This is a genomic window from Vibrio sp. S12_S33 (assembly GCF_963889785.1).
In the GTDB taxonomy this organism is placed as follows: Bacteria; Pseudomonadota; Gammaproteobacteria; order Enterobacterales; family Vibrionaceae; genus Vibrio; species Vibrio aestuarianus.
The window spans coordinates 1-14,841 of sequence record NZ_CAWPQZ010000011.1; the positions used below are offsets into that span (position 1 = coordinate 1).

General features: G+C 44.4%; 14 protein-coding genes and 1 pseudogene. 9 read left to right on the forward strand and 6 right to left on the reverse strand.

Annotation, left to right across the window (positions count from 1 at the left end; translation table 11 throughout):
* The 7 genes and pseudogenes from AACW06_RS07105 to AACW06_RS07135 form a co-directional block, all read left to right on the forward strand.
* A pseudogene (locus AACW06_RS07105) lies at window positions 1-142 on the forward strand (IS630 family transposase); the annotation flags it as partial.
* A gap of 199 nt (window positions 143-341) precedes the next feature.
* Window positions 342-698, forward strand: coding sequence for a hypothetical protein (locus tag AACW06_RS07110; RefSeq protein WP_017042837.1), 357 nt, complete (start codon window positions 342-344; stop codon window positions 696-698).
* Between the two features lie 119 nt (window positions 699-817).
* Window positions 818-1,396 (forward strand): aminodeoxychorismate/anthranilate synthase component II, encoded by a 579-nt coding sequence (locus AACW06_RS07115; RefSeq protein WP_192074559.1) that lies wholly within the window; start codon window positions 818-820, stop codon window positions 1,394-1,396.
* Window positions 1,397-1,774: 378 nt separating this feature from the next.
* Window positions 1,775-2,986 (forward strand): aspartate aminotransferase family protein, encoded by a 1,212-nt coding sequence (locus AACW06_RS07120; protein ID WP_168520847.1) that lies wholly within the window; start codon window positions 1,775-1,777, stop codon window positions 2,984-2,986.
* Between the two features lie 66 nt (window positions 2,987-3,052).
* Window positions 3,053-4,072 (forward strand): arginine N-succinyltransferase, encoded by a 1,020-nt coding sequence (gene astA / locus AACW06_RS07125; RefSeq protein WP_192074560.1) that lies wholly within the window; start codon window positions 3,053-3,055, stop codon window positions 4,070-4,072.
* Window positions 4,073-4,100: 28 nt separating this feature from the next.
* Window positions 4,101-5,558, forward strand: coding sequence for a succinylglutamate-semialdehyde dehydrogenase (gene astD / locus AACW06_RS07130; protein WP_192074561.1), 1,458 nt, complete (start codon window positions 4,101-4,103; stop codon window positions 5,556-5,558).
* Between the two features lie 350 nt (window positions 5,559-5,908).
* Entirely contained in the window at window positions 5,909-6,703 is a 795-nt protein-coding gene (locus tag AACW06_RS07135; protein ID WP_192074562.1) for a DUF1338 domain-containing protein, read from the forward strand.
* A gap of 85 nt (window positions 6,704-6,788) precedes the next feature.
* Here the strand turns inward: AACW06_RS07135 and crp are convergent, their stop codons facing one another.
* The 6 genes from crp to AACW06_RS07165 all read right to left on the reverse strand — a co-directional run bounded on the left by crp (window position 6,789) and on the right by AACW06_RS07165 (window position 12,329).
* Window positions 6,789-7,421 (reverse strand): cAMP-activated global transcriptional regulator CRP, encoded by a 633-nt coding sequence (gene crp / locus AACW06_RS07140; protein ID WP_168780562.1) that lies wholly within the window; start codon window positions 7,419-7,421, stop codon window positions 6,789-6,791.
* A gap of 242 nt (window positions 7,422-7,663) precedes the next feature.
* A complete protein-coding gene (locus tag AACW06_RS07145; RefSeq protein WP_192074563.1) occupies window positions 7,664-8,533 on the reverse strand; it encodes a phosphoribulokinase in 870 nt (289 codons plus the stop codon).
* Between the two features lie 76 nt (window positions 8,534-8,609).
* Complete coding sequence (locus tag AACW06_RS07150) at window positions 8,610-8,822, reverse strand: YheU family protein (RefSeq protein ID WP_053309540.1); 213 nt, start codon at window positions 8,820-8,822, stop codon at window positions 8,610-8,612.
* Between the two features lie 69 nt (window positions 8,823-8,891).
* Window positions 8,892-9,869 carry a hydrolase gene (locus AACW06_RS07155; RefSeq protein WP_192074564.1) on the reverse strand — a complete coding sequence of 326 codons (978 nt, stop codon included), beginning with the start codon at window positions 9,867-9,869 and terminating at the stop codon, window positions 8,892-8,894.
* 59 nt (window positions 9,870-9,928) lie between these two features.
* On the reverse strand, window positions 9,929-10,408 hold the full coding sequence (locus AACW06_RS07160) for a TIGR02444 family protein (RefSeq protein ID WP_192074565.1): 480 nt from the start codon (window positions 10,406-10,408) through the stop codon (window positions 9,929-9,931).
* Window position 10,409: 1 nt separating this feature from the next.
* On the reverse strand, window positions 10,410-12,329 hold the full coding sequence (locus tag AACW06_RS07165) for an ABC transporter ATP-binding protein (protein ID WP_192074566.1): 1,920 nt from the start codon (window positions 12,327-12,329) through the stop codon (window positions 10,410-10,412).
* Window positions 12,330-12,461: 132 nt separating this feature from the next.
* Between AACW06_RS07165 and kefG the strand changes: the two genes are divergently transcribed.
* On the forward strand, window positions 12,462-13,052 hold the full coding sequence (gene kefG, locus AACW06_RS07170) for a glutathione-regulated potassium-efflux system ancillary protein KefG (RefSeq protein ID WP_192074567.1): 591 nt from the start codon (window positions 12,462-12,464) through the stop codon (window positions 13,050-13,052).
* On the forward strand, window positions 13,033-14,835 hold the full coding sequence (gene kefB, locus AACW06_RS07175; protein ID WP_192074568.1) for a glutathione-regulated potassium-efflux system protein KefB: 1,803 nt from the start codon (window positions 13,033-13,035) through the stop codon (window positions 14,833-14,835). Before kefG ends, kefB begins: the two co-directional genes overlap by 20 nt.
* The last annotated feature ends 6 nt before the right edge of the window (window positions 14,836-14,841 follow it).

Here is a 14,841-nt window from a genome sequence, read left to right on the forward strand (position 1 = left end):
CAACGTTTACTTCAAAAGGAAACGGGACTTCAAGGCGGCAATAGACCAATTTTTTGCTGTGATTCTTCCAGAGATCGCAGGCTCTTTGACATCTCGAGTTAATGATAATTTTCAGGTTCTCAAGCCTACATCTTCAAGTTGATTCGGTATATATGTAATACAGTATCTAATTGGAAGGGTATTAGCCCTGATACCTGTCGTTCTATGTTGAGTATTGTTCTTTCAGCTAAGGCTGTCGATAAGAATATCCTTGTTTACTATTCTGGTAATCAATTTTCTTGTGCAACGCTCCCTTATTATGGTAATGCTCCTTCTCCAGTTTATGTAGGAATAGATCAATAATGATGACTAAAAATTCTGTTATAAGCATAGCACTACTCACATTAATGTCTGTCTTGACCGCATTTAATGTCCATGCTGCTCGTCAGGTTGGTAAGATTACAGGTGTCATTCCCTATGAAGCTTCAGGGAAAAAGATTGTAATTTTTAAAATCGAAAACAATATTGCCCAAGGGTGTAATATTACTGGCCGTTTTGCATTTGATGAGTCCAAGAAAAATTTTGATTTGATGTCTTCTGCTCTTCTTTCTGCATTTCATAGCCAAAAGACTGTTCAAGTAGAATATACGGACAGTTGCAATGCTTGGGTAAATTCGTACGACATTGCATATTTCTGCATCGGGGATATACCTTGTTAGCCTACTTATCACCAACTCTCCTGTTTGCATTTCCTCTTTAAACTTAATACTTGCCTTTCATTATGGGTATTGCACAATAGCGCCTCTCGCTGACTTTTACCCAGAGCGTTTTAATTCACATGCTACTTATCATCGATAACTACGATTCGTTTACCTACAACTTGTATCAATACTTCTGTGAATTGGGCGTTGAAGTAGAGGTAGTACGCAATGATGAAATCGATATTGCTGGCATTGAAGCGCTCAGCCCAACGCATCTGGTGATTTCCCCAGGGCCTTGTACACCGAATGAAGCCGGCATCTCTTTGCAAGCGATACAACACTTTGCTGGCAAGTTACCCATTTTAGGGGTATGTCTTGGCCATCAAGCCATCGCGCAGGTGTTTGGGGGGCAGATCGTTCGCGCCAGAAAAGTGATGCACGGTAAAACCTCAGCTATTTGTCACACAGGAAATAGCGTATTTTATGGCCTCAATAATCCTTTGACGGTGACTCGTTATCATTCTTTAGTGGTGAAGTCCGACTCGCTTCCTGACTGCTTTGAACTGACTGCATGGACAGAATTAGACGACGGGAGCATGGACGAAATTATGGGCTACCAACATAAAACCTTAGCCATCGATGCGGTACAATTTCATCCCGAATCAATCAAAACCGAACAGGGACATCAATTACTGGCTAATTTTTTGCGTCGTTAGGCCTATCTCAACCTGACCGTGATCACTTTTCTTAACATTTTCTTCATCTTTTTTGTTGGCTGTGAAGCTTGCAAAATTATTCGCCATATATCCTATCGAATTCACTTTAAGCGCCATGCTTCAAGCCTTGGCTGTATTTATTCTCACTATTTGTAAAAAAGTACTTCATAAAAGAGTCTACTTGATGCATAAATAATCATACGTAGTGAGGATTATCGGCAAAATTGTTGTGATAAAAGAATAATCTACTATTGAAATGGTTAATAATTTGTAAATACAATGCTGCATTAGCTAAAAAGCAAAACAATATCTTCCACACAAGGTTTTTGTGGAAAGATCGCAATCTGCTAGGCATGCGGTATCGAGAGGGAATGTGCAATGACAGTGGAAATGAATGTAGAGCGCGGCTTATTTGATGAGGTAATGGTACCTTGCTATAACCCAATGGAAATGATCCCAGTAAAGGGACAAGGCTCTCGAGTATGGGATCAGCAAGGTAATGAATACATCGATTTTGCTGGTGGTATTGCCGTGAGTTGTTTAGGCCATTGTCACCCAGTGATGGTCGGTGCCTTAACTGAGCAAGCGAACAAGTTGTGGCATCTCAGCAACGTAATGACTAACGAACCCGCGTTGCGTCTCGCGAAAAAATTAACTGAAGTCTGCTTTGCGGAAAAAGTGTTTTTTGCCAATTCTGGTGCAGAAGCGAATGAGGCGGCTTTGAAGCTTGCTCGTCGTTGGGCTGCAGACGTTCATGGTGAGCAGAAATCAGAAATCATCGCCTTTAAACAAGGTTTCCACGGACGTACTTTCTTTACCGTTACTGTCGGTGGTCAAGCGGCTTATTCTGATGGATTTGGTCCAAAGCCTGGCGATGTGACCCACCTAGCTTATAACGATATTGAGGCACTACAAGCCCATATGTCAGACCGTACTTGTGCTGTCATGATGGAACCATTACAAGGTGAGGGTGGCATTGTGTCGCCAACGCCAGAGTTTGTTCAAGCGGTGCGTGAGTTGTGTGACAAACACAATGCTCTACTTATCTTTGATGAGGTACAAACAGGTAATGGTCGTACGGGAGATTTCTACGCATACCAAGGTTTAGGTATTACTCCTGATATTTTAAGTACTGCAAAATCACTCGGTGGTGGTTTTCCTATTGGCGCTATGCTCACCACCAATGAATTGGCTGCTCATCTAAAAGTCGGGACTCATGGTTCAACTTATGGCGGTAACCCATTAGCTTGCGCCGTCGCTGAAGCGGTCGTTAATTTCGTTAGTCAGCCAGAAACGTTAGCGGGTGTAAAAGAGCGCGAAGCACTATTTCGTCAAGGGTTAGCAGAGATTAATGCTAAGTACCAAATCTTCAGTGAAGTTCGTGGTAAAGGTTTATTACTTGGCGCTGCGCTGAATGAAGAGTGGCAAGGCCGTGCCCGTGACATTTTGGTTGCGGCAGGTAAACAAGGCTTGATGGTGTTGGTTGCTGGAACCAATGTGGTGCGTATGACGCCATCATTAGTGATTACAAAACAAGAAATAGAAGAAGGCTTAGCAAAACTCGATAAAGCTATTGCATCACTCATGTAGTGAAAAAGCCTAGCAGCCCAAGGTAGGAAGCCTTGGGCTACTTCAAGCATCTGGAGGGAAGTATTGATGCTAGTTGTTCGCCCTATCGCAATGTCGGACTATGACGCGCTGCACACTTGCGCTGTCGAATCAGGTCACGGATTCACATCTCTACCGGTTAATGAAGAACTTTTAACCAATCGTATTACCCATTCTGAATACAGCTTTACTAAACCCAACGTATCCGAGCCTGGAGACGAAGGTTATTTAATGGTGGGGTTTGATTCTGAAACTGGAGAGGTTGCTGGTACCACGGGTATTGAAGCTTCTATTGGTTGGGATGTGCCTTTCTACTCTTATCATATCAGCACGATTGTTCATTCATCGCCTAAATTGAAGGTGAACAATACGGTAAAACTGCTGACATTTGGCAATAACTACACCGGTTGTAGTGAGATTTGTACGCTCTTTCTGCGTCCTGATTTTCGTCAAGGGCTTAATGGCCGCTTAATGTCGAAATGCCGCTTTCTGATGATGGCCGAACATCCCCATCGATTCTCAAAAACCATTTTTGCGGAGATGCGTGGTGTTTCCGATGCCGAAGGTAACTCTCCGTTTTGGCAATGGTTGCAAGAGCATTTCTTTTCAATAGATTTCACGATGGCCGACTACCTCACAGGGATTGGTAAGAAAGGGTTTATCGCGGATCTGATGCCCAAGCTGCCTATTTACGTCAACTTGCTGAGCAAAGAAGCGCAAGCCGTCATCGGCCAAGTGCATGACAATACGCGCCCAGCGCTTAAGTTATTGGAACGTGAAGGGTTTACTTGCCGCAATTATGTCGACATTTTTGATGCCGGCCCAACCGTTGAGTGTGACTTACGTAATGTTGAGTCGGTACGTCATTCCATACGCGCCAAGGTCGAAGTGGCAGAGCATTCTAGTTCGCAAGATTATTTGGTGTGTAATACCTCATTTGAAGATTTTCGTGCTACCGCAGCGAAAGGGGCTTACAACCGTGAAACCGAAACGGTGATTATCTCTCCTGAAGTAGCAAAAGCGCTTTTAGTAGAGAGTGGCGATTTAGTTCGAATTTTGGCGCAGTAAGCCAGCTTTTTGATGTAAGGATAGAAATATGACTCAGTGGATTGCAGGTGAGTGGTTAGCTGGCCAAGGTGAGCCAATGGTATCGCTCAGCCCCTATAATGACCAAATGATCTGGCAAGGTGATAGCGCAACACCTACGCAAGTAGAAGCCGCAGTGAGTGCAGCAAGAAGTGCCTTTGTTGAATGGAAAAAGCGCCCCTTTGCTGAACGTGAGCAATACGTGTTGGCCTTTGCTGAGAAAGTAAAAGAACACAGTGAAGAAATCGCACAGATCATCGCCAAAGAAACTGGTAAACCCATTTGGGAAACTCGTACTGAAGCGGCGGCGATGGCCGGTAAAATCGCTATTTCGATTCGTGCTTATCATGATCGTACGGGTGAAAGTGCGCGTGAGGTCGCGGGAAATCAAATTGTACTGCGTCACCGTCCACTTGGTGTAATGGCGGTATTTGGTCCCTATAATTTCCCAGCACATTTACCGAATGGTCATATTGTTCCGGCTCTTTTGGCGGGTAATACAGTGGTGTTTAAGCCTTCTGAGCAAACCCCGTGGACTGGCGAATTTGCCATGAAACTGTGGCAAGATGCAGGGTTACCAGTAGGTGTGCTCAACCTTGTACAAGGGGCGAAAGAAACAGGCATCGCCTTGGCCGAGTCAAAAGGTATTGATGGTTTGCTCTTTACTGGCAGTGCTAACACTGGGCATTTACTGCATCGTCAGTTTGCCGGGCAACCTAGCAAAATGTTAGCGCTTGAAATGGGGGGGAACAACCCGATGGTGATCTCCGAGCAGTATGGTGACTTAGATGCAGCGGTATATACCATCATTCAATCGGCTTTCATTAGCGCAGGGCAGCGCTGCACTTGCGCGCGTCGCCTGTACGTTCCTGTCGGTGAAAAAGGTGATGTGCTATTAAGTAAATTGATCACCGCAACCAAAAAGCTACGAATTGATCAACCATTTGCCGATCCTGCGCCATTTATGGGGCCACAAATCTCGCAAGCTGCCGCGCAATTTATTCTCAATGCGCAGGCTAATTTGCAATTTTTAGGTGGTTATAGTTTGGTGGAAGCCAAACCGCTGCAAGCGGCATTTGTTACGCCAGGAATCATTGACGTAACCGCTATTAGTGAGTTGCCTGACGAAGAATACTTTGGCCCGTTATTACAAGTGGTGCGATATCAGACTTTAGATCAAGCGGTTGAGTTGGCCAATGCTACCCGTTTTGGTTTGTCTGCAGGTTTAGTATCAACTGATGATACCGAGTGGGATTATTTTGTTGATCATATCCGCGCTGGCATCGTAAACCGTAATCGCCAATTAACTGGTGCGAGTGGTGATGCACCATTTGGTGGGCCGGGAGCATCGGGTAACTTGCGCCCGAGTGCTTATTACGCGGCTGATTACTGTGCATACCCTATGGCTTCAATGGAAGGGCAGGCAACAGAATTGCCTGCTACTCTCAGCCCTGGGGTTGAGTTATAACTTACGGAATAATAAAAAGCCTCTCATAGAAGAGGCTTATCCCGTTCTACTTGAAGTTACAGCGGCGTTGGATAAGTTTGCCCACCCCAATTACATAGTTTATCTATGCTCATGGGGATTCACTCACTTACCACCTACCTGCCACTTCAAGTGGTTTGGGTATAGATCCCGATAACTGGATCAATACACAACTTAACGTCACAGGTTGAATTGCCGCTGGATGTATTTTCTGAATCGTTTCAATAAATATTAAGCGGCAATATTTATCCAATAATCTCATACTGAAACTAAGGCTTTATACATACTCAAGGTATATCGCTTGCTAGACACATTGCTGACAAGGAGGCGTTATGACGCCAACCGTTTTATTTCAATCGTTATGGAATGACTATATTCAACGTCTTTGCCCTTCGGCTGACAAAGTTCACCAATTGCTTCAAGAAGATGAAGCTCTGATCAATGATCATATTGCTTTACGAACCTTTAATGTTGCTCCCCTGGGGATTGAAACACTGGCTAAGCCTTTTTTAGCATTAGGTTATACAGCGTGCGGTGATTATCAATTTGAAAGTAAGAAGTTAGTCGCGAAGCACTATGAACATCCTGATCCAACACAGCCTAAGGTTTTCATTAGTGAGTTAAAAGTGGCAGAGTGCTCACCTGAGTTGCAAGCGATTGTAGCCAAACTGGTAGAGCAAGTAGATAGCAACAAACTAACCAGTAGCGACTTTTTGTATAGTGGTCGCTTATGGCAGATAGCCCATAGCGATTACCTCACTTTGGCTCAGGAAAGTGAATACGCCGCATGGTTGGCAGCTCATGGCTATGGGGCCAATCATTTTACCGTTAGTGTTAACCAGTTGAATGCGTTTAATGAAGTCAAAGCGGTGAATGATCACCTTCGCCAAGCCGGCTTTGTCATTAATGAAAATGGCGGAGAAGTGAAAGGCACGCCAGAGGTGCTGCTAGAACAATCTTCCACCATGGCAGATAAAGTACCGGTGAAATTTCGTGATGGTGTTGAGATGATTCCGGGCGGTTTTTACGAGTTTGCCAAACGCTATCCAATGGCAAATGGTGAGTTGTATAGCGGGTTTGTTGCCGCTTCAGCCGATAAGATTTTTGAAAGTACTGACATGCAATAAAATTGCACTGAGTTTTCGCCAACAAAAAGCCACCAGAGTTTCCCAAGGTGGCTTTATTAATTCAGTCTCTTAATTTCTATTGAAATTAACGAGTTCCGTATACCACGATAGTTTTACCGTGTGCAGAAATTAGGTTCTGCTCTTCTAGCATTTTCAAGATACGACCAACCGTTTCACGAGAACAGCCAACGATTTGACCGATTTCTTGACGGGTGATCTTGATTTGCATGCCATCTGGGTGAGTCATTGCGTCAGGTTGTTTTGCTAGGTTTAGTAGCGTTTGAGCAATACGACCCGTTACGTCAAGGAACGCAAGGTCACCTACTTTTTGACTAGTCACTTGTAAGCGACGTGAAATCTGAGCAGATAGGCGCATTAGGATGTCTGGATTCACCTGGATAAGTTGACGGAATTTCTTAAATGAAATTTCAGCCACTTCACAAGGAGATTTAGCACGAACCCAAGCGCTACGTTCTTGGTCTTCTTCGAATAGACCAAGTTCACCGATAAAGTCACCTTGGTTTAGGTAAGAAAGGATCATCTCCTTACCTTCTTCATCTTTAATAAGAACCGCAACAGAACCTTTAACGATGTAGTACAACGTCTCAGCTTTCTCGCCCGCGTGGATCAGCGTGCTTTTTGATGGGTACTTATGAATATGACAGTGTGAAAGAAACCACTCTAGTGTTGGGTCGGTTTGAGGTTTACCTAGAACCATAATATCTCACTTCCTCTGCAGGGTACGCTTGCTGCTTTCCATATTTTAGCTAAGCCTGTAAATTGACTTACAAGGATAAGAGCACTTTACAAGTGCTGCAAGCTAACTTGTGTTTCACTTAAGAATAATATCCTTTTTCGGAAACGATTTCTTGATTTTAATCGTGTCGAGCACATGATAATTTAAGTAAAAATGTGCACATGATCACGGTATGAAAAGTAACCGCAAAAAATGGAAAAATATTATCCAATTTTCCCAGTTTCAATTAATTGTTGCAGGATAGGGCGAACAATGAGTTCCATAGCAAAGCTCATCTTGCCACCAGGAACAACGATGGTGTTATGGCGCGACATAAATGAACCATCAATCATGGCCAGTAAATAGGGGAAATCGACATTCTTAATACCACGTAGCCTTATCACCACGAAGCTTTCATCCAAACTGGGGATACCTTTTGCGTTGAGCGGGTTTGAGGTATCGACTGTGGGCACGCGCTGGAAGTTAATATGGGTTCGAGAAAACTGTGGGGTAATGTAATTGAGGTAGTCGTCCATCGAGCGAACAATCGAGTCCATTACAGCCTCGCGTGAATGGCCACGATCGCGCGTATCACGCACGTATTTTTGGATCCACTCAAGGTTAACAATCGGCACCATGCCAATCAAAAAATCGACATGTTGAGCAACGTTGACATCGCCATTGACTACGCCACCATGCAAACCTTCATAGAACATCACGTCAGAATTTTCTGGCAAATCTTGCCATGGAGTAAACGTGCCTGGCATTTGGTTATAGGGAACGGCTTCATCAAATGAATGTAGGTAGCGACGAACTTGGCCTGTCCCTAATTTGCCGTATTGGCGAAAAAATTCTTCCAATGCACCAAAATCGTTAGCTTGAGGGCCAAAATAACTGATGTGTTTGCCTTGTTCTCGTGCTTTGCGGATTTCTACGTCCATTTCTGGGCGCGTGAAACGGTGGAAGCTGTCGCCTTCAACCCAAGCAGGTTTAATGCTCATCATATTGAACATTTTGCGAAATGCTTCAGAGGTTGTGGTAGTACCGGCACCGGATGAGCCCGTGACGGCTATAATCGGATGTTTTGCTGACATGACAAACCCTGTCTTTATGTAACGTACTTGTTATTTATTGTCGCAATATAGCACGAAAAGACTAGATTGTGGTGCGCTAAAACGATTTACGCACTTGAATATCGACACTTTCGTGCAATTCAGAATAGACGATGGCAACTTCACCACTTGCTAACTGCTGCTTCACTTGTTCGATTTTTTGTTGCAAAGATATTTCTTGTTCACCGTAATCTGTTCCTTCACGTAAGACAAATTCTTGAATGAGATTATCGAGTGTATCAGGAGCAATTTGTTGCCAAGGAATAATCATGATGACCTCTTAACTGTCATGTTGAAGGCTGGCAGTTATACCCTAAATAGCATTGTGATGGCAGCTATTTCATGACGGTTTACACAGGCTTTCATAATAGGCAGGTAAAGCTTGTTCCAGCCAAAAAGTTGGTTTCAATGCACTGCCTGAAATAAAGCCGACATGTCCACCTTGGTTAAATAAGCGATAGTCGATATTTTCCGGTAAAACGAATTTTGGAATCACAGCATCGGTCATGAATGGGTCGTCTTTAGCATGAATAATTTGCAAGGGTATACGGATTTGTTTGAGTTTATGTAGTCCAGAACATTGTTGATAATAGTCATGGGCGTCTTTAAAACCATGCAAGGGGGCTGTGATTAAATCATCGAATTGATACAGCTTCTTGATGCTATTGATCTGACAAGAAGAGAGGTTAAGTGCATCTTGTAAAAGGTGATGTTTTTTCAGCGCGTTACTTTTTAGCGAGGAGAGTAAATAGTCACGGTAGACTTTTGAAAATCCCTGCTCAATGCGTTGTGAGCAGGCGGCGAGATCAAGCGGTGCTGACACGATTGTTGCGGCATCGACAATAGGGTCTTCGTGATATTCAGCCAGATAATTGGTCAGCATGTTGCCACCAAGCGAAATACCCACAGCGACGATAGGTCGCCCTACATGTTGTTCGCGCAAATATTGCAAAACAAATCGCGCATCTTCTATTTCGCCGGAATGATAAGCCCGCGCAAGGTGATTGGGTTTACCGCTACAGCCGCGAAAATGCATCATTGCTGACAACCAACCACTTTCGGCGAATGCATGCATTAACCCGTTAGCGTAAGGGCTATAAAAGCTTCCTTCTAACCCATGAAACAGAATGAATAACGGTTTGTTTTTACTTTGCTCTGAATGCCTATCTTCGCTCCAAGCCAAGTCAAGAAAATCACCATCATCGGTAGGCAAGGTTTGCCATAGTGGTTCAAAACGTGCTTTTTTACGTAATAAGCGTGGTATGAGTGTTTGTAAATGAGGATTTTTAAGCCCAGTGGCCGCGATAAATTGAGTCATAGGCAATAAGGTTTATGTAGGATACGAAAGAGTATACACGAAGCAGATAATTCGCTGGGTTATGCTTCTCCAGATTGTGGTACTGGTTCAGCGAATGCACGACACAGATGTTCAGCAGCCAATAAGCGGCAGTAGCGTTGTGTGAGAGGCTGACCAGTATTATTTGCTAATGGTAATGCATTGATGCAGTCGACTAAATCAGACTGTTGCTGCTTTTCGAGCTGTAATTCGAATTGCAGTGCTTCACGATATAGGGTGTCTGGTAGGTTCGTTTTTAGTCGGCGACGTAAGTCTCGGTAGCTATGAAGCAAGGTTTCAGAGCGGCTAAGGCAATCTTGTACGGTTTGCCAATGGTGCTCAGCAAAAGAAACTTGTTGCTCGTCGAGCCATTTTAAAAGAAGCAACAAGTTTACATTACCGTGATAGTTATTCTGTAAGCTTAAGCACGCTTCTTTCACTTCGCGCACACTGTAATATTGCAAACTGAATTGCCACAGGCGCTCTAATGTGAGAGATATTCGTACGTGCTCTTTACTCATGTTAACTACTGAATTCCTGTTCTAGCTGTTCAAGGGTTTCTTGCTCTGCCATCCATTTCATTTCGACCTCTTCAAGTGCCGATTTACTACTAGCTTGAAGGGCGAGAACTTCTGTAAGTTTAGCCTTATTTTCAGCTTCATACAGTGAAGTGTCGGATAATTGATCTTCAGCTTGTGCCAGTGAGGCATTCAGCTTATCCATTTTATCTTCAAGTTGTGTCAGTTTTTTGCGAATTGGAGCGGTTTGTTTACGAAACTCCGCTTCACGGCGTTTTTGATCTTTCTTCGCTGCGGCACTATTGTTGCTATCTTTGGCGGGCTGCTGAGATTGTGCTTCTCTTCGCTCTGCTTTTTGCTGCTCGGTTAACCATTTGTAGTAGTCTGATAAGTCACCATCAAAAGGGGCAACTTGGCGATCGTGCACTAGGTACAAATCATCGGTTGTGGCGCGCAGTAAGTAGCGGTCATGGCTGACGATAACCATGGCACCTTCAAAAGTTTGCAGGGCAAACGTCAACGCTTGGCGCATGTCTAAATCTAGATGGTTAGTTGGTTCATCGAGCAGTAATAAGTTTGGTTTTTGCCAAACGATCAGTGCCAAAACCAAACGTGCTTTTTCACCACCAGAGAAAGGCGCAACTTTCTCCAGTGCTTTATCACCCTGAAAGCCAAAACTGCCGAGGTAGTTACGCAACTCCAGTTCATTTTTGTCTGGCGCAATTTGCATCATATGCTGCAACGGTGTTTCTTGTGGGTGCAGGGTTTCCAGTTGATGCTGAGCAAAGTAGCCAATTTTAACCCCTTGAGAATAGGTGAGATCGCCACCTTGTGGTTTTAGCTCCCCTGACAACAATTTGATCAGGGTTGATTTACCAGCGCCATTACGCCCAAGTAGCCCGATACGACTGCCAGGGACTAGGTTGAGGCGAATTTTCTCAAGAATTAAGTTATCCCCATAACCCGCATAAACCTCATCCATCATCATGATTGGATTTGGTAGGGCTGATGGTTCTCGAAATTCGAAACTGAATGGGTTATCAAACTGTGCAGGTAGCACTTTTTCCATTCGCTCTAATGCTTTAATACGACTTTGCGCTTGACGAGCTTTCGAGGCTTTATAACGGAAGCGATCAATATAGCTTTGCATATGCGCCATTTGCTTTTGCTGCTTTTGGAACATGGCTTGTTGCAAGATCAATTTCTGCGCACGCTGATTTTCAAACGATGAATAGTTACCAGTGTATTCGTTCATGGTTTGATTTTCGATATGGATAATGCGCCCTACGATAGGATCCAAAAAGTCTCGGTCGTGGGAAATCAAAACTAACGTACCTGGGTAGCTTTGTAACCAGCGTTCTAGCCACATTACAGCGTCTAAATCTAAGTGGTTGGTTGGTTCGTCGAGCAGCAGTAAATCAGAGCGGCACAATAGCGCTTGCGCTAAGTTTAGACGCATACGCCAGCCACCGGAAAATTGGGTCAAATCCCAGCCCATTTGCTCTTGGCTAAAACCGAGACCATCAAGCAATTCAGAGGCGCGGGCACGAATGCTATAGCCGCCAATGGTTTCAATTTTGCCGTGTAATTCGGCGACTAAAGTGCCTTTATCCGCCAGCTCTGCTTCGATGAGTTGTTTTTCTAACGCGCGATATTCACGATCACCATCGATCACATATTCAATGGCATTACGCTCAAGAGCCGGCGTTTCCTGCGCGACCCATGCCAGTTCCCAATAAGCAGGTTTACTGAATGAGCCTGCATCAATCGATAGCTCATCTTTAAGCAGGGCAAATAATGTGGATTTACCACAGCCATTTTTTCCGACCAAGCCAACTTTATCACCGGGATGAATAGTAGCCGAAGCTTGTTCAAGCAACGGTTTTCCGCCGCGTAGTAATTGAATATCAGAGAAGGTAATCATAAAAATCTATTTTTCATATCGAAATGTTATCGCGTGGAATAGTAAGGGTGATAAGGATAAATGTCGATCATTATGCAAATTGCGTTATGATGCTTAGTAACATATTGATAACTATCGGGGCACAGCAAAGGAATGACTGAGACAATACCCTCTTGCCACTCAACACCCAAAGTCTTGGTGATTTACGCACACCCTGAGCCACTCAATTCGATCGCCAACCAAACCATGCTGCATGGTATCTCTTCATTGCAACACGTTACCGTGCATGATTTGTATGCAACGTATCCAGATTTTTTTATTGATGTCACAGCCGAGCAGCAACGGTTGCTTGGCCATGACGTCATTGTCTTTCAGCATCCTCTTTATATGTATTCGTGTCCTGCTTTATTAAAGGAATGGTTTGACCGTGTCTTAATCAAAGGATTTGCCTTCGGCAACAAGACAGCACTGCATGGTAAATATTGGCGCAGTGTCATTACCACCGGCGGTAAACAAGATGCATTTGATGAGAAAGGGTACAACAAATATCCACTTGACCAGATTCTGCAACCCTTCGAGTTAACCGCTGCGTTATGCTGCATGAATTGGATCGAGCCGCTGGTGCTTTACTGGGCTCGTAATGTGAGTGATACAAAGCGCTATCAACATGCACAAGAGTACCGTAACTGGTTGCTAAACCCTCTAAGCACACAAGGAGCGTTGGATGGCAGCACTCACCAGTGATTTTTTACAAAGCAGTGTGGTATTTCTCACTGCAGCCGTTGTCGCTGTTCCTATCGCTCAAAGAGCAGGGCTAGGCTCTGTATTGGGCTATTTGTTAGCCGGTGTCGCCATTGGGCCGTGGGGCCTTGGGCTAATCAATGATGTAGAGGCGATTTTGCACTTCGCTGAATTTGGCGTAGTGCTACTGCTATTTCTTATTGGCTTAGAGCTGAATCCTAAAAAATTATGGCAAATGCGCGGGCCAATTCTAGGACTTGGTGGGGCGCAGGTTGTGGTTAGCACTTTGTTCATTGCTTGCATCGCATATGCATTTGATGTGGGATGGCAAAGCAGTTTAGTGATCGGTATGGGGTTGGCACTCTCTTCTACCGCTATTGCATTACGGGTGATTGATGAACAAGGCCTCGCGCGCAGTGAAACCGGGCAATCAGGTTTTGCCGTACTGTTATTCCAAGATATTGCCGTAATCCCGATGCTAGCGTTGTTACCTGTACTTGCCGGTAATGGTGCTGGCAGTTGGCTTGATGTGGCGTGGATGTTTGGCGGTATTGCTGGTTTACTGGTTGGCGGCCATTTTCTGCTCAGTCCTTTGTTTCGATACATTGTTGCCAGTGGTATACGAGAGTTATTCACTGTTGCTGCGCTATTGCTGGTAATTGGTATTGCGCTGTTGATGCAACAATTAGGGCTTTCAATGGCGTTAGGTACCTTCCTCGCGGGTGTGCTGCTCGCTGAAAGTGAGTTTCGTCATGAGCTGGAAATTGCGATTGAGCCATTTAAAGGCTTGCTGCTTGGGTTGTTCTTTATTGCCGTTGGTATGGCGGTCAATCTAGGGTTGTTGGCGCTTGAACCAGTTAAAATTCTACTTGCGGTAGTGGGGTTGGTTACAGCTAAAGGATTGATTTTGTATCTGTTGGCGCGCTTGTCGGGAACTCGGGCTAAAGCACGCAGTAAAATGGCGGCGATTCTTAGCCAAGGTGGTGAGTTTGCTTTTGTTATTTTTACGGCGGCAAGTGCTGAAGGCTTGTTGCAGTCAGAACAGTCTGCATTTTTATTGGTCGTAGTGAGTTTGTCTATGGTGACGACGCCTTTATTACTGAGCGCACAAAAACGTTGGTTTGCAAGAAAACTCAATACGACCAGTGACGTGGAGATGACATCTGATGTGGTAAATAAAGAGCCTCGTGTCATCATCGCTGGTTTTGGACGTTTTGGGCAAATAGTTGGGCGTTTAATGTATGCCAACAAAATTAAAATTACCGTGTTAGAAAGCGATGCGAGCCAAATAAAGTTGCTGCGAAAATACGGTTATAAAGTGTTTTACGGTGATGCAACTCAGCTCGAGCTGTTACGTGCAGCTGGTGCAGATGAAGCCGAAGCGATAGTTATTTGTACTGATGCGCCTGATGAAGTGGTGAAAATCGTCGAGCTGTGCCAACAACATTTTCCCAAGTTAAAAATATTGGCGAGGGCTCGCAGCCGAGTGGAAGCCTATCAATTGCTCAGCCATGGTGTGGACAAATATTCTCGCGAAACCTTCTTGGGCGCACTGGATTTAGGGCGACAAACTTTGATTGATTTAGGTATGCATCCTTATCAAGCCAAGCGTGCGGAAGCGCACTTTCGAAAACTTGATAGCGCTATGCTCAAAGAGTTATTACCGCAACATAATGAAGATAAACAACTTGCATTACGGGCCAAAGAAGCGCGTAAAGAATTGGAAGAAATTTTCGGTCGAGAAATGGATAATGACCGACAGTCTCGCCATTATTGGGAACAATAACTCAAA